Source organism: Rhodanobacter sp. UC4437_H4 (assembly GCF_052978425.1).
Genome location: NZ_CM129673.1, coordinates 2,118,193 through 2,137,878, shown reverse-complemented (window position 1 = coordinate 2,137,878; position 19,686 = coordinate 2,118,193). Strand labels below are relative to the sequence as shown.

The window sequence follows — 19,686 nt, the reverse complement described above, 5'->3', positions numbered from 1 at the left end:
GGAAAAGGCACAAGACAACGCGTCATTATACGGGGCCGCTCGCGCGCGGTTCCTGCGGCAGATCAGCCAGCGCGTCGAGCAGCTCATCCACCTGCGTTTCCTCGTGCGCCGCGGAGAGCGTGATGCGCAGCCGCGCCTGGCCGGCGGGCACGGTCGGCGGGCGGATGGCGACGACCAGCAGGCCGCGGCGCTCCAGCGCCTGCGCCGCGGCCAGCGCGGCGTCGGCGCCGCGCAGCAGCAGCGGCTGGATGGCGCTTGCCGAATCCGTCAGCGGCAGGCCGAGCTGCGCGGCGCCGGCGCGGAAACGGGCAATCAGCGCGGCCAGCTTGTCGCGCCGCCAACTTTCGCTCCGCGCCAGCCGCACCGCCTCCCGTGCGGCCGCGGCCAGCGCCGGCGGCATCGCGGTGGTGTAGATGTACGGCCGCGCGAACTGGACCAGCCCTTCGATCAGTGCCGCCGGCCCGGCCACGAAGGCGCCGCTGCAGCCGAGCGCCTTGCCCAGCGTGGCCATCAGCAGCGGCACTTCGTGCTGGCCCAGCCTGGCCGCGTCGAGGCTGCCGGCGCCGTCGTCGCCAAGCACGCCGAAGCCATGCGCGTCGTCGACCATCAGGGTGGCGCGTTCGCCGGCGCACAACTGCGCCAACTGCCGCAGCGGCGCGACGTCGCCGTCCATGCTGAACACGCCGTCGGTGGCGAGCATGGCGGCCGCCCCGGGATGGGCCGCCAGCTGGCGCGCGGCGGCGGCCACGTCGGCATGCGGATAGCGCTTCAGTTCGGCGCCGCTGAGCCTGGCGCCATCGAGCAGGCAGGCGTGGTTGAGCTTGTCCTGCACGCAGACGTCGCCGCGTGCCAGCAGCGCCTGCATCACGCCCAGGTTGGCCATGTAGCCGGTGGAGAACAGCAGCGCGCGCTCGCGTCCGGTCCACGCGGCCAGGGCTTCTTCCAGTTGCGCGTGCGCGGCGCGGTGGCCGCAGATCAGGTGCGCCGAGGTGCTGCCGACGCCCTGCTCGCCCGCAGCGCGAGTGAGCGCGGCGACCAGCGACGGGTGCTGCGCCAGACCGAGGTAGTCGTTGCTGCAGAACGAGAGCAGGCGCCGGCTGCCGCTTTGCAGCCAGGGGCCGTCGACGTGGTCGATGGTGCGCAGGCGGCGGCGCAGGTCGGCGCGCTCGCGCTCGGCCGTCTGGACGGCCAGCCGTTGCAGGAGGTCGGGGCGGAGCGTGCTCACGGTTCGGACAGGCTGAGGCGCTATGCCGCCGCACCGCAGCCGCAGCCGCGGTCGCAACCCGCGTTGCCGTGGTCGTCCATGGTTTCGCTCTCCGTGACGTCCATCGGATGCAGGTCGAGCCGGCGGAACAGCGCGCGGTCGGCTTCCACGTCCGGGTTGCCGGTGGTCAGCAACTTTTCGCCGTAGAAAATCGACCCGGCGCCAGCGAAGAAGCACAGCGCTTGTACCGCGTCGTCCATCTGCTGCCGGCCGGCGGACAGGCGCACGATCGAGCGCGGCATCAGAATGCGCGCCACTGCGATCGCGCGCACGAACTCGAACGGGTCCAGCGGTTCGGCGTTGGCCAGCGGCGTGCCCGGCACCGGCACCAGCTGGTTGATCGGCACCGAGTGCGGGTGCTCGGGCAGGTTGGCCAGTGCCTGCAGCAGGCCGGCGCGCTGCTCGCGCGTCTCGCCCATGCCGACGATGCCGCCGCAGCAGGTTTTCAGGCCGGCGTCGCGTACCTGTTCCAGCGTGGTGAGGCGATCCTGGTATTCGCGGGTGTGGATGATCTCGCCGTAGAACTCCGGCGCGGTGTCGAGGTTGTGGTTGTAGTAGTCGAGGCCGGCGTCCTTGAGCTGCTGCGCGTGGCCGTCGCCGAGCAGGCCCAGGGTGGCGCAGGTTTCCAGGCCCAGGTCCTTCACCGCGCGCACGATCGCGGCGACCTTGGGGATGTCGCGGTCCTTCGGCCCGCGCCACGCCGCGCCCATGCAGAAGCGGCTGGCGCCGGCGTCGCGGGCGGCCCTGGCGCGCGCCAGCACCTCGTCGACCTCAAGCAGTTTTTGCGGCAGCACGCCGGTGTCGTAACGCTGCGCCTGCGGGCAGTACGCGCAGTCCTCGGGACAACCGCCGGTCTTGATCGACAGCAGGGTCGACACCTGCACCGCGTTCGGATCGTGGTGTTCGCGATGCACGCCGTGCGCGCGATGCAGCAGGTCGTTGAACGGCAGCGCGAACAGCGCGGCGACCTCGTCGCGGCTCCAGTCGTGGCGGATGGCAGCGGGCATGGCGGGCTCCTGGGTCAGAGGCCGCGCAGTGTGGGCGGCGTACGCCGCTTCGTCAACCTTGGTAACTGTGTTTCAGGTTGACGAAGCGGCGGGTGCCCGCGTTGCTACTTGCTGCCGTCGCGCACGGCCTTCACCTGCTCCGCGGTCACCGGCTTGGCCTGGTTGCCCCAGGAGGTGCGCTCGTGGTTGGCGATGTCGGCGATGTCCGCGTCGTTGAGGGTGGCGGCGAACGGCGGCATCGCGCTGGGGTAGCTGACGCCGTCGATGGCCACGCCCTGCAGGCCGTGCAGCATCACGTCCAGATGCTTGGTGGGGTCGGCATCCAGCACCGCCGGGTTGCCCTTGAGCGGCGGAAACGCACCGGGCAGGCCCAGCCCCGTGGGCTGGTGGCAGGCGGCGCAGTAGGTCGCGTAGAGCTGCGCGCCGTGCGCGGGATCGAACGTGTACGGGCCGGTGGCGGCCGGTGGCGGCGCGGCGTTCGCATCCACCGGTGCCTTGGTGATCTGCGGCTTGGCAAGCGCCTCGCCTGGCGTGGCGATCTCCAGGATGCCCTGCGCGCCGAGCACGGCGTGCGCCATCGAGTGATCCACGAACGGATAGTGGCCCGCCTCGTCCAGGGTGAGGTCGAACACCGCGCCCTCGCCCGGCCCCACCGAGTAGGTGGAGACACCGTCGATGGCCTGCGCCGGATTGCCGCCGGGATAGACCTTGTCGAAGATCGCGCCGATCACGTGGAACGCGCTCCACAGGTTCGGACCGGCGTTCACCACATACAGGCGAACCAGGTCGCCCGGTTTGGCGGTCAGTGGATGCTGTGCGTACTGGAACGCGGCGCCGTTGAACACGACTTCATCCGGGCGGATCTGCTGCATCTTCTCGTAGCTGCCCGCCATCAGCGTGCCGGAGACCTGCTGGGTGTACCACTCGCCCTGCACCAGCACGTAGCTCTCGGCCGCCGGCGGCAGCGGCTCGGCCGGGTCGACGATGATCGCGCCGTACATGCCGTTGCCGATGTGCAGCAGCACCGGCGGCGTGCCGCAGTGGTAGAGGAAGGCGCCGGGCACCTTGGCCACGAACGAGAACTTGATCGACTCGCCCGGCATGATGTCCACGTAGTGCAGGCTCGGCGGCGTGATCGCCGAGTGGAAGTCGATCGAGTGCTGCATGGTGCCGCGGTTGGTGAGGGTGACGTTCACCGTCTGCCCCTGGCGCACGTGGATCACCGGGCCGGGCACGGTCTTGCCGAAGGTCCAGGCCTGGTACTGCACGCCGCTGGCGATCTCCACGGTGTCGTCGCTGGAGGTGATGTTCACCTCCACGCTGTCGCCCGGTTGCAGCGGCGGCAGGCGCGCGTCGCGGGCCTGCTTGATCGGCTGGTTGGAGGCCAGCGACAGCGGCGTCACCGCGGCGGCGGCGGCGGCGGGGCTGGCGCTGCGCACGTTCAATGCGCTGTGCAGGCCGGCCAGCAGCAGCGCTACCAGCAGCAGCACGCCGGCCAGCGCCGGTCCCTGCACGCGCCACGACACCGGCCGCACCTGTTCCAGCGGAACCCGCGTGTTCCATTCGGAGAACCGCCGCCAGCGCGGCCAGCGGCTCTCGATCAGGTAGTCCAGGCTGTACGGGCTGGGGCCGGCGCGCAGGTTGATCACGATCAACGCGGCAAAGATCAGCACGAAGCTGATCGCCGCGCCGATGTTGTTGGCGCCCACCGAATACGGCCCGCCGAAACCCTCGGCCGTGCTCCAGATCAGCAGGCTGAACAGGATGCCGACGACGTAGGTGATCTTGCGCGCGAAACCCAGCAGCAGGGCCAGCGCCAGCAGCGTCTCGGCGATCCGCGTGGCCCACACGAACAAGCCCGCGTGCGGCGTGACCACCGCGATCCACATGTCGAACCACCACGCCGACCACGCCGGCTGGCCGGTGGCGGCATTGTGCAAGTAGCCGACGTAGTGGTCGGCGAAGCCGTCGGTCCAGGTCAGCGCGGCGCTCACCGCCCAGATCACGCCGAAGGCCACCCGCAGCGCGGTGCCGGCGATCGCGGGCCAGGTCGATGGAGCAGGGTGGTCGTCGTGGATCGAGCTCATGCGAATCTCCAGGTCTTCGATGGGCGAAGTGCAGGCGTGGCAGGGCGCGCCACGGTTGGTGATCGAGTGTAGACCGCAGGTGCACTGCGCGCGACCCGCGGTTGCCGCTACCATCGGTCGAGGCGGGGACGGGGGAGACCATGCACAAGACCAGTCTGCTGCAATCCTGGCCAGCGCTGCAGCGATGGCTGCTGCCGCTGCGCTGTCTGTTGTGCGGCGCGCCGGGCCACGGCGGCATGGACCTGTGCGCGGATTGCGCCGCCGAGATGCCGCGCAACCGCAATTGCTGCGCACGCTGCGCCTTGCCGCTGGCGACCGCGGCGACGTTGTGCGGCGAATGCCAGCAGCACGCGCCGCCATGGGACGCGGCATGGGCGCCGTTCCGCTACGGCTGGCCGCTGGACCGGCTGGAATCGCGCTTCAAGTTCGGCCGCGACCTCGCCGCCGGCCGCGTGTTGTCCGGCCTGTGGCAGAACGAGCCACGGGTGATCGAGCGGCCTTCGCTGCTGATTACCGTACCGCTGCATCGCAGCCGGCTGCGCCAGCGCGGCTACAACCAGGCGCTGGAGCTGGCCCGGCCGCTGGCGCGTGCGCTGGGGGTGCCGCTGCGCCACGACGTGCTGCAGCGCTCGCGGCGCACCGAGGCGCAAACCGAGCTGGACGCGGTCGACCGTCGCCGCAACGTGCGCGACGCGTTCGTGCTGTGTCCCGGGCTGGCGCCGCCTGCGCACGTGGCGATCCTCGACGACGTGATGACCACCGGCGCCACGCTGGCCGAATGTGCCGGCGTGCTCAAGCGCGTCGGCGTGCCGCGGGTGGATGTCTGGGCGCTGGCGCGCGCGCCCTTGAGGCGGGAGTGAGTGGAGAGGAGTGAGAAGTGAGAGAAAGCATCGTCTCGCCACGCTCACTTCTCACTCCTCTCCACTCACTCCTCGCTATTTCACCGCCAGCGCCAACACGATGCCCACCCACAAGGTCAGGCCCAGCCAGTTGTTGTGGCGAAAGGCGGCCAGGCAGGCGTCGCGCCCGCGCTTGCGGATCAGCCACAGCTGGTAGCCGAACAGGCCGACGACGGCGAGCAGGGCCAGCCAGTACGGCCAGCCCAGGCCGGCACGCTGGCCGACGAACAGCAGGGCCAGCAGCAGGGTACCCATCAGCATGCCGAGGATCGGCACATCGGCATCGCCGAACAGGATCGCGGTGGATTTCACGCCGACCTTGAGGTCGTCGTCGCGGTCGACCATCGCGTACTCGGTGTCGTAGATCACCGACCACAGGATGTTGCCGAGGAACAGCAGCCAGCCCAGCGGCGGCACCGTGTGCGTCACTGCGGCGAACGCCATCGGGATCGACCAGCCGAACGCCGCGCCCAGCACCACCTGCGGCAGGTAGGTCCAGCGCTTGGTGAACGGGTAGATCGCCGCCAGCACGGCACCGGCGAAGGCCAGCTTGATCGTCAGCGCATTGGTGAACAGCACCAGCACGAAGGCGACCGCCAGCAGCACGGCGAACACCACCAGCGCCTCGCGCGGCGTCACCCGCCCGGCGGCGATCGGTCGCCCGGCCGTGCGCGCCACCTGCGGGTCGAGCTTGCGGTCGGCGTAGTCGTTGATCGCGCAGCCGGCCGCGCGCATCGCGAACACGCCCAGGGTGAAGATGATCAGCGGCTTCCACGGCGGGAAATCGCCGGCGGCCAGCCACAGCGCCCACCAGGTCGGCCACAGCAGCAGCAACGCGCCGATCGGCCGATCCATGCGGGTCAGCACCAGGTAGTCGCGTGCCTTTTCGCGGTGGCGTGCCGGCAGTTTCCGCAGCAGCCAGTCGAGCACGCGGGTGGCGCGGGTGGAGCTGTCCGCGGGGCGCGAGACGGCGGGCCTGGCGGCGGTCTTGGTTGCCGCCGGTCGCGCGCGCGGTCGCGCGACCGGCGCGGGTGCGCCGGTCTTGCGGGGCTTGCGTTTGCGCGGAGGCGTGGCCATCGCCCGGAAGTTTAGCGTGCGTCGCGCGGGCGCAGCGCCAAGCCCGTCACTTGGCGGACGGCTCCGGCGCGGGCGAGCGTTCGAAGCTGCCGGCGAAGCCGGGGAACACCACCGGGCTTTCGTAGCCGTCGGCCGAGACGGCCGACACCCCGAAGAACCAGTCGTCGATCACCACGTCGGCCAGCACGGCCTGGTCGACATCGCCGACCGCGCGCACGTACTGCCATTGCGACGCGGTGGTGTCGCGCCAGTGCACGCGGTAACCGGCGGCGCCGGGCACCTTGTGCCAGCTCACCGTGGTGTCGGTGGCCAGCGCGCCCTTGATCTCGACCTGCGTCGGCGGCGCCGGCGCGCGGCTCAGGCTGGCCATGGTGATGGCGTTGAGCGCGGTGACCCGTGCCAGGTAGCGGAAGTCGACGCCGTCGATGCTGTCGCCGTAATCGACGCCGCCTTCCTTGCGCAGGTCCTGGTGCTGGCGGGTGTAGTTCTCGTGCGCCTCGCTGACCCGCACGGCCGGATAGCCGGCCTGCAGGAACGGCACCTGGTCGCCGCCGCGGCCGAAGCGGTCGGTGCGGTAGATCATGCGCACGTCGAAATCGGGCAGGTACTGATCGGCAAGGCGGTCGATGTAGCGCGCCAGGTTGCGGGAGGGCGAATCCACCTCGCCGCCGTGGTAGCGGCGGTAGTCGGCCTGAGCCTGGCTTTCGTTGGTCTTGGTGCCCTCGGAGAACACCCGCACGGTGGTGTTGCCGATCACGCCGTTCTGGCCGTGGCTGTTGCCGACGATGTCGTTGTTGAGCTCGGCCTCCACCTTCCAGTCGTGCGCCACCGCGTAGTCGGCCAGCACCTTGCCGCCGTACAGGCCCTGCTCCTCGCCGGACAGCGCGGCGAACACCAGGGTGGCGCGGTTGTCCTGCCTGGACAGCAGCCGCGCGGCCTCGATCAGCGCCGCCACGCCGGAGGCGTCGTCGTTGGCGCCGGGGGCATCGCTGGTGGTGTCCATCACGTCGGTGACGCGCGAGTCCAGGTGGCCGGTGATCACGATGACGCGATCCGGGTCGGTGCTGCCGCGCTTGATCGCCACCACGTCCATTACCTCGGTCGGCGTGGGTGCGCGCTTGCCGGTGAACATCTGCGAGGGCGTGACGACCTCGATGCAGCCGCCGCAGTCCTTCGAGATCGCCTCGAAGCGCGACTTCACCCAGCGTCGCGCGGCACCGATGCCGCGGGTGTCGGACTTGGTGTCGGACAGGGTGTGGCGGGTGCCGAAGCCGACCAGGCGGGTGATCGTCATGCGCAGTTCGACCTGGCTCGGGGCATCGGCCAGCGCGTGTAGCGATGGTTGTTCGCGCGGCACCGCCGGCAGGCTGGTTGCCGCGACAGCGGGTACGCAGGCCATTGCGAACAGGGCACACGGCAGGATCAGGCGGCGCATCGGCGGGTTCCTCGGCGGGGAAAACTCCGACCATACAACCTCTGCGCCGATGCGCGCCGCAAAAAAAAGGCCCGTCCGTTGCCGGGCGGGCCCGAAGCGTCATCCGGTGCTTCCGTTGTGCGCTGCGCGTCCCTGCGCAACGGGTTGCCGTCGACCGCTTACGGCGTGTAGCTGCCGGTCAGCGTGACGCCGCTGTAGCTGCGGTAGGCGCGCACCATGATGTAGTAGGTGCCCGGGGTCGGTGCCGACGCAGTGCAGCTCTCGCTGTTGCCCGAAATGTAGGGGCGGCAGTCGTAGCTGCTGGTAGTCGGCGTGGAACCGAGCTTGACGTACAGGTCGGCGTCGCCGGTGCCGCCGGCGATCTTGATGTTGAGGTTGCTGGCCCCGCTCGGCACGACCATCGTGTAGTACACGGCGTTGCCCGTGCTCGCGCTGAGACCGGATACCGGCACGCCGTTCTGCAGCACGTTGCCGCCACCGCCACCGCCGCTGCTGGTGCTCCAGGTCGCCTTGACGCTGACGCCGGAGAACGCGGTGTAGCCGTTCAGCATGACGTAGTAGGTGCCGGCCTGCGGCGAGGCCACGGTGCAGCTCTCGTTGTTGCCGGTGATGTACGGACGGCAGTCGTAGCTGGACAGGGTCGGGGCGGAGCCGAACTTCGTGTACAGGTCCGCGTCGCCGGTGCCGCCGGACTCGGAGATCACCAGGTTGCTGGCGCCGGCCGGGATCACCACGGTGTAGAACAGCTGGGCACCCTGGGCGCCGGACTGGCCGGTGAGCGCCACGCCGTTCTGCAACTGGTTGCCGCCACCGCCGCTGGAGCTGACCGTCACCGATTGCGTCTTGGTGTTGGTCGCGCCGTCGTTGTCGGTCACCGTCAGCGACACGCTGTAGGTGCCGGCCGCCGCATAGGTGTGGCCGGGATTGGTCGCGGTGGAGGTGGCGCCGTCGCCGAAGTTCCACGAGCGCGAGGCGATCGAGCCGTCGCTGTCGGTGGAGCTGTCGGTGAAGTTCACGGTCAGGCCGCTGATCGAATCGCTGAAGTTGGCGACCGGCGGCACGTTGGCCGGCGGCGAACTGCCGCCGATGTCGCTGGCCGCGCCGCTGATGATCAGTTCGCCGCGACCGGTGGCCAGGTCATAGCCGGCGCTCGCCGTCTCGCCGCCGTTGTTGCCCGAGGTGATGTCGTGGAAGTCGGACGCGGGCAGCTGGTACAGCAGCGGTGCGGCAAAGCCGACGCCGGAACCCTTGATCGCGATGATCCGCGCCCACGCGCCGGCAAACAGCGGTGCCGACAGGCTGGTGCCGCCGTACTGCTGGGTGGCGCCGCTGACGATGATCTTCGCGCCCGAGTTCGGGTCGGCATCGTAGGCGATGTCCGGCAGGCCGCGTGTGCTGCCCGGGGCCACGCCGTTCTGCCAGCTCGGCTGCGGCTCGAAGGTGCTAGAGCTGCCGCCGCCGCTGGTCCACACGGTGGCGCTGTTCCAGGTGGTGGTCGATGCGTTCAGCGTGGTGCCGCCCACCGCCACCACGTATTGCGAGGCGGCCGGCCAGCTCGGCGTGACGCCGCCGTCGCCGCACTCGTCCGCGCCGGAGTCGCCGGTGGAGATCGAGAAGGTCTGCCCCTGCGCCACGGCCTGCTGGAAGATCTGGTCCTGCGCCGCGGCCGAGCCGTCGCTCTGCGCGCTGGTTTCGCACTCACCCAGCGAGACGTTGATGATCTTGGTCGCGTTGGCGTTGACGATGGTGTTGAAGTCCGCCGTCAGGTTGCTGTTGGACAGCGTGGGGATGTTGTAGAAGATCAGGCTGCCGACATGGCCGCCGGCCATGCCGACGATGTCCTGGCTGTCCAGGCTCCACTCGCCCAGGCCGCTGGTGTCGCTGCTGGTGCCGTTGGTGTTGACCGTCTGCGTGGTCACCGTCGGCAGGCCGTTCTGCGAGGTGAACGTGTTGAGGTCGGTAATCGTCTGGGTGATCTTGCCCTGGGTGACGATGCCCACCGGCACGCCGGCCGCCGTGGTCACGCCGCTGCCGCCGTAGATCGAGGCAAACTCGACCGGGTTGTGGCCGGTCACTGCCTGCGTGGTGTAACCCGATTGCATCGGCTTGGCGAAGGTGTGCGCCTGGTGCACGCTCTGCAAGCCGATCACCGACAGCACCACGTCCTGCAGCGAGGCAGGGATGTGCACGTCGTCGTTGTGCATGTACGCCATGCGGCCATCCTTGGTGCGCACCTGGGCAAACGTGGTCTTGAACGCGGCGCCGGCGGTATCGGCGCGGCCATCGGCCGACACCAGCATCCGGTTTGGCGAGATCTGCACGTTGGTGAAGCCGGCTGCGCGCAGCCAGGCCGCCACCCTGTTCGCCTGCGTGGCGGTGGGCGAATAGCTGGTGACGAACTGCGGCGTCGTCATCGAGCGCTGCACCATCGACAGCGGCGAGCTCTTGGCGGTGGCGATGAAGCTGTGCAGCTGGGCCGGGTTGCGCAGTTTCAGCGCCACCTCGATGTGCATCGGCTGTGCGCTGGACAGCGCGCCGCTGACCACGTCGCCCTGACGCAGCACGGTGGCGTGCTGGTTCAGCGCGACGAAAGTGGTGCCGCTGGTGATGCTGGCTGGCGTGGCGCCCAGCGCACCGGCTGCCGCGAAACTGATCGCGGCGGCCAGCAACTTGAGACGATGATGACTTGGCATGGTGACTCCCGAAGTTTTTTGAGGCAAAGCGCTGCCCTGAGACTGCCCGCGCCTCATTGGTTGATTTGCCGCGCGTGCACGGCATCCGTGATTTTTTGAAGCGGACCGACGATCCCGTACCCGCTTCGGTCGGCCCTCCCCTGGTGAGTCCTTGAGGGCCAGCTGCGGGCATGTCGCATGCCATTGACTGCAGGCCATGCGTCATTGCATGGCTGCTTGACAGGATCATTCGCCAAACTCCCCGTTGGCGAACCGCACGACGGTATGGCGCTGCGATTAATCCGGTCAATAGGACTTTTTCCGGCTCGCAGTGATTTTCGTCACAACGGTTCGAGCGTCATCGGGCGGTCCCGGATGGCGTAATTATTTGCGGTATGTTGCGCTGCGTCCGCTTGCTCGGGAGCCCGGCTGAAACGGCGCCATGAAAGGCATGGGCGGCAGCGCTGGTGATGAAGGATTCCATCAGGCAAGGTCTCCCTTCCTGGATTATTCAGCGATTTCACGTGGCCCGCGAACATAATCGCATTGTCGAATGAAATTACGTTTTCCGCAGCGCCGCGCGGCGAAAGAACTTGCCGAATGGAGTGTTGCCCGGAAGTGCGCCCTGCGACCCCGAACAGCATGCCGCGGTCAGTTTCGATTCAGACTGCACCGGCGGGCCGGCATGCGTCGTTTGGTGACGCGTGCGACCATGGCCGGATGTCTATCCCCGCAACGCCCCGACTCGCCGTCATCGGCGGTGGCCCCGCCGGCCTGATGGCGGCGGAGACCGCGCGCGCCGCGGGCGTCGAGGTGGACCTGTACGACGCGATGGGCTCGGTCGGGCGCAAGTTTCTCCTGGCCGGCAAGGGCGGCCTCAACCTCACCCACGGCGAGGCGCCGGATCGGTTCGTGGCCCGCTATGGCGCGCGCCAGGCGGAGGTCGGCCGCTGGCTGGCCGTGTTCGATGCGCCGGCATTGCGCGCGTGGGCGGCCGAGCTTGGCGTGGAGACCTTCGTCGGCAGTTCCGGTCGCGTGTTTCCGCAGGATCTGAAGGCGGCGCCGCTGCTGCGTCGCTGGGTTCGCCGCGTGCGCGACGCGGGCGTGGGTTTCCACATGCATCATCGCTGGCTCGGCTGGCAGGCGGATGGCGCGCTGCGTTTCGCCACGCCGCAAGGTGAGCGGATGATCCACGCCGGCGCGACGATCCTCGCGCTCGGTGGCGCCAGCTGGCCGCAACTGGGCTCCGACGGCGGCTGGGTGGCGCCGCTGCAACGCGCCGGCATCGACATCGCGCCGCTGCAGAGCGCGAACTGCGGTTTCGAGCTCGACTGGAGCGACCACCTGCGCAGTCGCTTCGCCGGCGCTCCGCTGAAACCGGTGGTGGCGCACTGGGTGGACCGCGACGGCACGGCCCGTTCGCGTCAGGGCGAATTCGTGCTCAGCGAATACGGCATCGAGGGCAGCCTGGTCTACGCGATCGGCGCCGAGCTGCGCGAGCAGATCGCCGCGCGCGGCGAGGCCGGCTTGATGCTGGACCTGGTGCCGGGCTACGCGCAGGCGGTGCTGGCCGAACGCCTCGCCGCACCGCGCGGCAAGCACAGCATCGGCGACTGGCTGCGCCGCCGCGCCGGGCTGGACGCGGCGAAGTGCGCGCTGGTGTTCGAGCTTGCCGACAAGGCCACGCTGGCCGATCCGCTCGCGCTGGCCGCGCAGCTGAAGGCCTTGCCGTTGCGGTTGCGCGGGCCGCGGCCGATCGCCGAGGCGATCAGCACCGCCGGCGGCGTGCGGCTCGAAGCGCTCGATGCCGGCCTGATGCTGCGCGCCCGCCCGGGCACGTTCTGCGCCGGCGAAATGCTGGACTGGGAGGCACCCACCGGCGGCTATCTGCTCACCGCCTGCTTCGCCGGCGGCCTGCTCGCCGGCCGCGCTGCCGCGCGCTGGCTGGGCCGCTGAGATCCCGCCGGCTCAACGCGCGGGCTGTATCACCAGCTCGATCTCGAACAGCTTCGGCCAGTGCTTGCCGGTGACGAACAGGCGCTTGCCGCGTGCGTCCCAGGCGATGCCGTTGAGTACGTCGTTCATCGGCACCGGCAAGCTGTTCACGTCGAACAGGCCGGTCAGGTCGATCCAGCCGACGACATGGCCGCTGGCCGGATCGATGCGCGCGATGCGGTTGGTCAGCCAGATGTTGGCGTAGATCTCGCCGTCCACCCATTCCAGCTCATTGAGGTTGGTCACCGGCGCGCCGTCGGCGGTGACGGTGATGCTGCCCACGCGGGCCAGCGTGGCCGGGTCGAGGATGCGCAGCACCGACGAACCGTCGCTCATGTAGATGTGGCGCTCGTCGCGGGTCAGCGCCCAGCCTTCGCCGGGATAGCTGAAGCTGCGGTGCAGCTTGAAGTCGTCCAGGCCGTAGACGAAACCGGTCCCGGCCTGCCAGGTAAGCTGGATCAGCTCGCCGTTCCACGCGACGATGCCTTCGCCGAAATACTGCGCGGGCAAGTCCAGTCGCTGCAGCACCTTGCCGGTTTCCAGCTGCACCTTGCGCACGCTTGAGGCACCTTTCTCGCCGGTGCTCTCGTACAGAAAGCCGTCCTTGTAGAACAGCCCCTCGGTGTAGGCCGAGGTGTCGTGCGGATAGGCACGCACCACGCGGTAGCCATAGGTCGGGATCGCCGCACCGCAGGCGGTAGTGGCAAGCAGCAGGGCAAGCAGGGTGAGCAGGCGTCGCATGCGGGCCTCCGTGGGGTCAGTTCAGCGCGCGCACGCGGAAGTTGCGGCCCTTGATCTTGCCGGCGCGCAGGCGCTCCAGCGCCTTGTTGGCCAGCGCTCGGCTGATCGCCACGTAGGCGCGGGTGGCGAACACGTCGATCTTGCCGATGTCCCTGGCGATGAGGCCCGCGTCGCCGGTGAGCGCGCCCAGGATGTCGCCGGGGCGCAGCTTGTCCTGGCGGCCGGCGTCGATCACCAGGGTCTTCATCGGCGCCAGGTGCAGGGCCTTGCCGCGTGGCGGCGCGATCTTCAGCGGGCGCCACGGCAGCGGCGTCCCGTTCAGCGCCTCGATGTTCGCCGCCTTCGGCCGCTCGCGCGGCGTGCACAAGGTGATCGCCAGGCCCGATTCGCCCGCGCGGCCGGTGCGACCGATGCGATGGGTATGGGTTTCCGGGTCGTGCGCGACGTCGTAGCTGACCACCAGCGGCAGCGCCACGATGTCCAGCCCGCGCGCGGCCACGTCGGTGGCCACCAGCACGGCGCAGCTGTGGTTGGCGAAGCGCACCAGCACCTCGTCGCGGTCGCGCTGTTCCATGTCGCCGTGCAGGGCCAGCGCGGAGTAGCCGCGGCGGTCGAGTTCCTGCGCCACCGCGTCGACGTCGCGGCGCATGTTGCAGAACACCAGTGCCTGCCCGCCCCGCTCGCCCGCCAGCAACTGCGCCAGCGCATCGGGCTTCTGCGCCGGCTCCACTTCGTGGAAGCGCTGCTCGATCGCGGGCCTCGCGTCGGCTGGCGCATCCACCGTCACTTCAACCGGATCGTTCTGCACGCGCTGGCTCACCGCGCGGATCTCGTCCGGGTACGTGGCCGAAAACAGCAGGGTCTGATGGTGCTTCGCGATGCGCGAGATGATGTCGTCGATCGCCTCGGCAAAACCCATGTCGAGCATGCGGTCGGCCTCGTCCAGCACCAGCACCTTGATGCCGCCGCCGTGCAGGCTCTGCCGCTTCAGGTGTTCCTGCACGCGGCCAGGCGTGCCCACCACGATGTGCGGGTCGTGCGTCAGCGAGGCGAGTTGCGGACCCAGCGGCATGCCGCCGCACAGGGTCAGCAGCTTCACGTTGGGGATGTTCGCGGCCAGCTTGCGGATCGCCTTGCTGACCTGGTCGGCCAGTTCGCGGGTGGGGCAGAGCACCAGCGCCTGCAGCCGGATCGTGTCCACGTCCAGTGCCTGCAGCAGGCTCAAGCCGAATGCCGCCGTCTTGCCGCTGCCGGTCTGCGCCTGCGCGATCACGTCGCGACCTTCGAGCATCGGCGGCAGGCTCTGCGCCTGCACCGGGGTCATGTCGGTGTAGCCAAGTGCGTCGACGCTGGCGAGCAGGGCGGGTTTGAGCGGGAGGGTGCTGAAGGCGGTCATGGGCGCATGATCGCATCTTGGGCGGGGGGTTCGCTGGGCGTGTGCCGTGGGGCACGCCGCCCGGGCTTGCATCCGCAAGCCGCGTACCCGACCCTGTACGGCCCCGCCACAGCAGTCACCGCCATGGATACCGTGTTCATCGAAGACCTGCGCATCGACGCCGTCATCGGCATCTACGACTGGGAGCGCCGCGTGCGGCAGACGCTGTCGTTCGACATCGAGATGGCTTTCGACAACACGGTGCCCGCGGCCAGCGACGACATTGCGCTGACGCTCAACTACAAGGACGTGTCCAAGCGGCTGATCGGTTACGTCGGCGCATCGAGCTTCGGCCTGGTCGAGACGCTGGCCGAGCGCTGCGCGGCGATCATTCGCGAGGAGTTCGGCGTGCGTTGGGTGCGCCTGAAACTGTCCAAGCCCGGTGCGGTGCGCGGCGCGAAGGCGGTGGGTGTGTGCATCGAGCGCGGCACGCGGTCGCCATAGCGCCTGCGTCGAAAGGCCCGCCGGGGTTGTTGCGTTGCCGCCTGGCCGCCATGCTTGTCAGGATTGGCCACGTGCCTTCCGCGGTCCATGCCGCCCCGTCCTGCCCGCTGACCATGGCGCGGGCTCCGAGCCGACAGGAACGAATTGATGCAGACCTTGCAGAACTTTCTCGACCTTCCCTGGATGCGCACCGCGCTGGGCGTCATCGCGCTGCTGGCGCTGGCCTGGCTTGCCGGTCAACTGGCGCAGCGACTGCTGCTGCGCGTGGTGCGCGGCATCGCCCGGCGCACGACATGGAAATGGGATGACGCCCTGTTCCGGCGCCACGCCTTCCAGTGGCTGGCGCGGATGGTGCCGGCACTGGCGATCCAGTACGGCATCATGCTGGTGCCGGGCGTATCGCCTCGTATCGAGGTGCTGGTCGGCAACCTGATGACGGCGTTGCTGGTGTTCTTCGTGGTGATGGCGATCAGTGCCGCGCTGTCGGCGCTGGAGGATCTCTACCGGGAGACCCCGCGCGGGCAGCAGCGATCGATCAAGGGCCTGGTGCAACTGGTGAAGCTCGGCCTGTTCGTTGTTGCCGGATTGATCATCATCGCGGCGGTCACCGGCAAGCACATTGGCCTGCTGCTGTCCGGGCTGGGCGCGATGTCGGCGGTGCTGATGCTGATCTTCAAGGACACCATCCTGGGCTTCGTGGCCGGCGTGCAGTTGTCGTCGAACGACATGCTGCGGGTCGGCGACTGGATCGAGATGCCGCAGCTCAATGCCGATGGCGACGTGATCGACATAGCGCTGCACACGGTCAAGGTGCGCAACTGGGACAAGACCATCACCAGCATCCCCAGCTGGCGCCTGATCAGCGACTCGTACAAGAACTGGCGCGGCATGCAGGAGACGGGCGGGCGGCGGATCAAGCGTGCGCTGTATATCGATGCGGCCAGCGTGCGCTTTCTCGATGCGGACACGCTGGGGCGGCTGGCCGAGTTGCGCCTGCTGGCCGACTACCTGCCCTCCAGGCAGCAGGAAGTGGCGCGGTGGAACGCAGCACTCGGCGAGGCCGGCGAAGTGGCCGGCAATCGTCGCCGGCTCACCAACCTGGGCACCTTCCGCGCCTATGCGCAGGCCTACCTCGACACTCATCCGGAAATCCACCACGGGCTGTTCTGCCTGGTGCGCCAGCTCGCCAGCGGCCCGCAGGGCATTCCGCTGGAGCTGTATTGCTTCACCGCCAGCGTGGCCTGGGCGGACTACGAGAACACCCAGAGCGATATCTTCGACCACCTGTTTGCGCTCCTGCCCGAGTTCGGCCTGGCGCTGTACCAGCAGCCGTCGGGGCAGGACGTGCGCGCCGCGCTGGCGTACCGGCAGGAACAGTCGCTACGCCTGGCGGCGGGTGGTTGAGACGATGGCGCGTGTCTACCTGAGTCTGGGGTCCAACCTCGAACCGCGGAAACATCTCGTCGCGGCCATCGACGCCTTGCGCGAACGCTTCGGCGAAATCACGGTGTCGCCGGCGTACCGCAGCGCGTCGGTGGGTTTCGATGGTGCCGAGTTCGTGAACCTCGCGGTGGCGCTGGATACCGACCTGACCCCGCAGGCGCTGAACGACTGGCTGCACGCGCTGGAAGATCGCCACGGTCGGCGCCGCGACGTGCCGCGTTATTCGGACCGCACGCTGGACATCGACATCGTGTTCTACGACGCGCTGGTCATCGACGGCCCCGGCCATCTGCAGATTCCGCGCAACGAGTTGCGGCATGCCTTCGTGCTGCGTCCGATCGCCGATATCGCACCGGATTTTCGCCACCCGGTCAGCGGCTTGAGCATGGCCGAGTTGTGGGCGGCGTTTCCACGACAGCGCGAACCCTTGCAGGTGGAATCGCTGGCGGATTGAACAGGTACACTGCAGCGCACGCGGTGTGGGTGCTGGCGGGGCGCATCACCGGCGCAGGGCGGGCACGGCCCGCCGGCTTTTTTCCCGGTGACGGCAAACAGCGGCGGACGGTGCGTGCCCTGCAAGACAAGTCGGATCCAGACACGAAGGGGAAACAATCATGGCCGGAAAATTCGCGCGCAGCTGGGCGTTGATGAAGGCGAGCGCGGCGGTGCTGCGCTCGGACAAGTCGCTGCTGGTATTCCCGCTGCTGTCGGGGTTGTGCACGCTGCTGGTGGCGGCCAGTTTCCTGGTGCCGGTCGCGGTCATGGCGATCGGCGGCGAGCATGCGGGGCAGGAGATCCAGGAGCGCCTGTCGGTGGGTGCCTACCTGCTGATGTTCGCGTTCTACCTGGTGCAGTACTTCGTGATCATCTTCTTCCAGACCGCGCTGACCGGCGTGGCGCTGATGCATCTGCGCGGCGAGCCGACCAGCGTGGGAGCGGGCTTCGCGCTGGCGCGCGCCAGGTTGCCGCAGATCCTCGGCTATGCCTTGATCGCCGCCACCGTCGGCCTGCTCCTGCGCATGGTGCAGGAGCGCCTGGGCCTGATCGGCCGCTTCGTGGTCGGCCTGATCGGCCTGGCCTGGACGGTGGCCACCTTCCTGGTGGTGCCGGTGCTGGCGAGCAGGGACATCGGCCCGATCGACGCGGTCAAGCACAGCGTGGAACTGCTCAAGCGCAGCTGGGGCGAGAACCTGATCGGCCAAGGCGGCATCGGCGTGGTGTTCGGCCTGCTGATGTTGGTGGCGGTGCTGGTCGGCGCGCTGCTGGTCGGCGGCGCCATCGCCATGCATTCGATCGTGGCGGCGGTGGCGGCAGTGGTGATTGTGGTGCTCGGCTTCATCCTGCTCGGGCTGATCCAGTCCGCGCTGCAGGGCATCTACGCGGCCGCGCTCTATCGCTATGCCGAGGCGGGCGAGGCCAGCGCGGGCTTCGACCAGGCCCTGTTGCAGCAGGCCTTCGCGCCGAAGAAGAAATGACGCTGCCGATTCACTCCGCCGGCACCTCGCAGGAGCCCGCTCGCGGGCGATGCTTTTGATCGGGATTCGGGATTCCAGGGTCGGAAAAGTATCGCCCGCGGTTCCTACACCGACAGCGTGCGCCCGCCGTCCACCCGGATGATCTGGCCGGTGACGAACGGCGCGTCGCGCAGCAGCCACAGCACGGTGCCGGCCACGTCGTCGGGCGTGCCGGCGCGCTGCAGGGGCGTGCGCGCGAGCATCGCCTGCTGGTCGGCGTAGGGCTTGCCGTCGCTGGGCCACATCACCGCGCCGGGGGCCACGCCGTTGACCCGCACCGCGGGCGCGAGGTCGAGCGCCAGCGAGCGGGTCATTGCCGCCAGTGCAGCCTTGGCCATGCAGTACAGCGGGTGGTCGGCGAGCGGGCGTTCGGCATAGATGTCGACCAGGTTGACGATGCTGCCGTGCGCGTCGCGCAGCGCCGGCAGCGCGGCCTGGCTCAGGAAGAACGGCGCCTGCGCATTGGAGGCGAACAGCGTGTTCCACTGCGCCGGCGTGACGCTGCCCATCGGCGTCGGAAAGAACGCGGAGGCGTTGTTGACCAGCGCGTCGAGTCGGCCGTAATGCGCCACGACGCTCTCGACGGATGCCGGGAGCGCGGCCAGGTCGGCGAGGTCGGCCTGCACCAGCAGCACGCTGTCGGCGCGTGATGTCCGCAGCTCGTCGGCCAGCGCGTGTGCCTCGTCCGCCGAATGGCGATAGTGCAGCGCCAGGTCGTAGCCGGCCGTGTGCAGGGTGCGCGCGATCACCGCGCCGACGCGGCGCGCGGCGCCGGTGATCAGCGCGACGGGGCGATCAGGGCGTGGCGTCATCGCGGGCATCCGGCAGCAGGTTGGGGACCAGCTTGCCGCAAAGCGGCGCGGGCGTCATCCGCGCGGCGATTTGCGCGACAGCGTGGCGGCATCGTCGCGCGGGTCTTCATCGTCGCGCGCATCCCCGTCGAGCTGCTCCATCACGATGTCGCTTTCGAACAGCGCGATCGCGGTGCCGGCCACCTGCCGGGTGTCGTAGTACGCGTAGGCGCCCACGCCGAGCGCGCCGATCGCCGGCAGCCAGCGCGAGGCGCCCTTGCCCAGCGTGCGCCGGGTCAGCTTGATGCCGATCTGCCGGGCGATGCGCTCGATCACGCCGTGCGACATGCGCCGGAACACCAGTCGATCGCCCATGCGCACCACCAGGTCGCGGAATGCCTGCGCCGCGGTGTGGCGGAACAGGCACCACAGCATCTGTTCGCGCCCCAGCGTGGCGTGGCGACCGTAGGCGGCGGCGATGTCGCTGACCATCTGCGCCTGGATCTTCCAGATCGCGATCAGTTCCGGCAGCAGGGTCAGCCAGCCCAGCGGCCCCGGCGGCAAGGCCAGCGAGCCGGCGGTGACTGCGGCGCGTCGGGCGGCGCGGTCGGCCAGCCGGCGGGCCTCGGTGGCTGGTTGCGGACTGTTGCCGACGGTGCTGTCGGGCACCTCGCTGACGAAATCCAGGATCGCGCCGGTGATCCGGCCGTGGGCGGTCGGCACGACGACGGCGGGTACCTGCTTGCCGGGTGGGGTCATGCGTGGCTCCGATGGCGGACGCCGGACGCGCCCCGCGCCTTCGCAGTCTAGAGGTCGCGCGTGAAGCGCGGGCCAACCGTGCTGTGACCGGCGTGACTTTCGGCCCGGGCGCCTCTTCTGCAG

At 69.3% G+C, this 19,686-nt stretch carries 16 protein-coding genes; 6 read left to right on the top strand and 10 right to left on the bottom strand.

Going from position 1 to position 19,686, the window contains the following annotated elements:
• Nucleotides 1-25 precede the first annotated feature (25 nt).
• The 3 genes from bioF to ACVCL3_RS09900 form a co-directional block, all read right to left on the bottom strand.
• The gene (gene bioF / locus ACVCL3_RS09910; RefSeq protein ID WP_447101145.1) at nt 26-1,225 is read right to left on the bottom strand and encodes an 8-amino-7-oxononanoate synthase; all 1,200 of its coding nucleotides are present in this window, start codon (nt 1,223-1,225) and stop codon (nt 26-28) included.
• Between the two features lie 20 nt (nt 1,226-1,245).
• Nucleotides 1,246-2,271 carry a biotin synthase BioB gene (gene bioB / locus ACVCL3_RS09905; protein WP_447101144.1) on the bottom strand — a complete coding sequence of 342 codons (1,026 nt, stop codon included), beginning with the start codon at nt 2,269-2,271 and terminating at the stop codon, nt 1,246-1,248.
• A 104-nt stretch (nt 2,272-2,375) separates the two neighbouring features.
• Nucleotides 2,376-4,358, bottom strand: coding sequence for a multicopper oxidase domain-containing protein (locus ACVCL3_RS09900; RefSeq protein WP_447097509.1), 1,983 nt, complete (start codon nt 4,356-4,358; stop codon nt 2,376-2,378).
• A 140-nt stretch (nt 4,359-4,498) separates the two neighbouring features.
• Here ACVCL3_RS09900 and ACVCL3_RS09895 point away from each other — a divergent pair, with 140 nt between their 5' ends.
• A complete protein-coding gene (locus ACVCL3_RS09895) occupies nt 4,499-5,218 on the top strand; it encodes a ComF family protein (protein WP_447101143.1) in 720 nt (239 codons plus the stop codon).
• A 75-nt stretch (nt 5,219-5,293) separates the two neighbouring features.
• Here the strand turns inward: ACVCL3_RS09895 and ubiA are convergent, their stop codons facing one another.
• From ubiA to ACVCL3_RS09880, 3 genes are all read right to left on the bottom strand, one after another.
• Nucleotides 5,294-6,187, bottom strand: a complete 894-nt coding sequence (gene ubiA / locus ACVCL3_RS09890) for a 4-hydroxybenzoate octaprenyltransferase (protein ID WP_447101517.1) — start codon at nt 6,185-6,187, stop codon at nt 5,294-5,296.
• Nucleotides 6,188-6,380: 193 nt separating this feature from the next.
• Nucleotides 6,381-7,769, bottom strand: coding sequence for a M28 family metallopeptidase (locus tag ACVCL3_RS09885; RefSeq protein WP_447101142.1), 1,389 nt, complete (start codon nt 7,767-7,769; stop codon nt 6,381-6,383).
• Between the two features lie 158 nt (nt 7,770-7,927).
• Nucleotides 7,928-10,462, bottom strand: a complete 2,535-nt coding sequence (locus ACVCL3_RS09880; protein ID WP_395121020.1) for a pre-peptidase C-terminal domain-containing protein — start codon at nt 10,460-10,462, stop codon at nt 7,928-7,930.
• A gap of 756 nt (nt 10,463-11,218) precedes the next feature.
• Between ACVCL3_RS09880 and ACVCL3_RS09875 the strand changes: the two genes are divergently transcribed.
• On the top strand, nt 11,219-12,397 hold the full coding sequence (locus ACVCL3_RS09875; RefSeq protein WP_447107257.1) for a TIGR03862 family flavoprotein: 1,179 nt from the start codon (nt 11,219-11,221) through the stop codon (nt 12,395-12,397).
• 12 nt (nt 12,398-12,409) lie between these two features.
• Here the strand turns inward: ACVCL3_RS09875 and ACVCL3_RS09870 are convergent, their stop codons facing one another.
• Nucleotides 12,410-13,177 (bottom strand): glutaminyl-peptide cyclotransferase, encoded by a 768-nt coding sequence (locus tag ACVCL3_RS09870; RefSeq protein ID WP_447101140.1) that lies wholly within the window; start codon nt 13,175-13,177, stop codon nt 12,410-12,412.
• Nucleotides 13,178-13,193: 16 nt separating this feature from the next.
• Nucleotides 13,194-14,573, bottom strand: coding sequence for an ATP-dependent RNA helicase DbpA (dbpA, locus tag ACVCL3_RS09865; protein WP_447101139.1), 1,380 nt, complete (start codon nt 14,571-14,573; stop codon nt 13,194-13,196).
• Between the two features lie 123 nt (nt 14,574-14,696).
• On the opposite strand from dbpA, the gene folB reads away from it, so the two are divergent.
• From folB to ACVCL3_RS09845, 4 genes are all read left to right on the top strand, one after another.
• Nucleotides 14,697-15,056 carry a dihydroneopterin aldolase gene (gene folB / locus ACVCL3_RS09860; protein ID WP_395121318.1) on the top strand — a complete coding sequence of 120 codons (360 nt, stop codon included), beginning with the start codon at nt 14,697-14,699 and terminating at the stop codon, nt 15,054-15,056.
• 147 nt (nt 15,057-15,203) lie between these two features.
• Nucleotides 15,204-16,460, top strand: a complete 1,257-nt coding sequence (locus ACVCL3_RS09855) for a mechanosensitive ion channel family protein (RefSeq protein WP_447101138.1) — start codon at nt 15,204-15,206, stop codon at nt 16,458-16,460.
• A gap of 4 nt (nt 16,461-16,464) precedes the next feature.
• Nucleotides 16,465-16,953, top strand: a complete 489-nt coding sequence (gene folK, locus ACVCL3_RS09850; RefSeq protein WP_447101137.1) for a 2-amino-4-hydroxy-6-hydroxymethyldihydropteridine diphosphokinase — start codon at nt 16,465-16,467, stop codon at nt 16,951-16,953.
• Nucleotides 16,954-17,113: 160 nt separating this feature from the next.
• A complete protein-coding gene (locus ACVCL3_RS09845) occupies nt 17,114-17,974 on the top strand; it encodes a DUF6159 family protein (protein ID WP_447097501.1) in 861 nt (286 codons plus the stop codon).
• A gap of 104 nt (nt 17,975-18,078) precedes the next feature.
• Here the strand turns inward: ACVCL3_RS09845 and ACVCL3_RS09840 are convergent, their stop codons facing one another.
• Entirely contained in the window at nt 18,079-18,825 is a 747-nt protein-coding gene (locus ACVCL3_RS09840; RefSeq protein ID WP_447097500.1) for a pteridine reductase, read from the bottom strand.
• A 54-nt stretch (nt 18,826-18,879) separates the two neighbouring features.
• The gene (locus tag ACVCL3_RS09835; protein ID WP_395121029.1) at nt 18,880-19,563 is read right to left on the bottom strand and encodes a hypothetical protein; all 684 of its coding nucleotides are present in this window, start codon (nt 19,561-19,563) and stop codon (nt 18,880-18,882) included.
• Nucleotides 19,564-19,686 lie beyond the last annotated feature (123 nt).

Bases quoted from the DNA above. Each gene is read 5' to 3' on its own strand.
- ACVCL3_RS09880 (WP_395121020.1), bottom strand. From the start codon at position 10,462: ATGCCAAGTCATCATCGTCTCAAGTTGCTGGCCGCCGCGATCAGTTTC.
- ACVCL3_RS09840 (WP_447097500.1), bottom strand. From the start codon at position 18,825: ATGACGCCACGCCCTGATCGCCCCGTCGCGCTGATCACCGGCGCCGCG.
- ACVCL3_RS09855 (WP_447101138.1), top strand. From the start codon at position 15,204: ATGCAGACCTTGCAGAACTTTCTCGACCTTCCCTGGATGCGCACCGCG.
- dbpA (WP_447101139.1), bottom strand. From the start codon at position 14,573: ATGACCGCCTTCAGCACCCTCCCGCTCAAACCCGCCCTGCTCGCCAGC.
- folB (WP_395121318.1), top strand. From the start codon at position 14,697: ATGGATACCGTGTTCATCGAAGACCTGCGCATCGACGCCGTCATCGGC.
- ACVCL3_RS09845 (WP_447097501.1), top strand. From the start codon at position 17,114: ATGGCCGGAAAATTCGCGCGCAGCTGGGCGTTGATGAAGGCGAGCGCG.
- folK (WP_447101137.1), top strand. From the start codon at position 16,465: ATGGCGCGTGTCTACCTGAGTCTGGGGTCCAACCTCGAACCGCGGAAA.
- ACVCL3_RS09835 (WP_395121029.1), bottom strand. From the start codon at position 19,563: ATGACCCCACCCGGCAAGCAGGTACCCGCCGTCGTCGTGCCGACCGCC.
- ACVCL3_RS09870 (WP_447101140.1), bottom strand. From the start codon at position 13,177: ATGCGACGCCTGCTCACCCTGCTTGCCCTGCTGCTTGCCACTACCGCC.
- ACVCL3_RS09900 (WP_447097509.1), bottom strand. From the start codon at position 4,358: ATGAGCTCGATCCACGACGACCACCCTGCTCCATCGACCTGGCCCGCG.
- ACVCL3_RS09885 (WP_447101142.1), bottom strand. From the start codon at position 7,769: ATGCGCCGCCTGATCCTGCCGTGTGCCCTGTTCGCAATGGCCTGCGTA.
- bioB (WP_447101144.1), bottom strand. From the start codon at position 2,271: ATGCCCGCTGCCATCCGCCACGACTGGAGCCGCGACGAGGTCGCCGCG.
- ACVCL3_RS09875 (WP_447107257.1), top strand. From the start codon at position 11,219: ATGGCGGCGGAGACCGCGCGCGCCGCGGGCGTCGAGGTGGACCTGTAC.
- ACVCL3_RS09895 (WP_447101143.1), top strand. From the start codon at position 4,499: ATGCACAAGACCAGTCTGCTGCAATCCTGGCCAGCGCTGCAGCGATGG.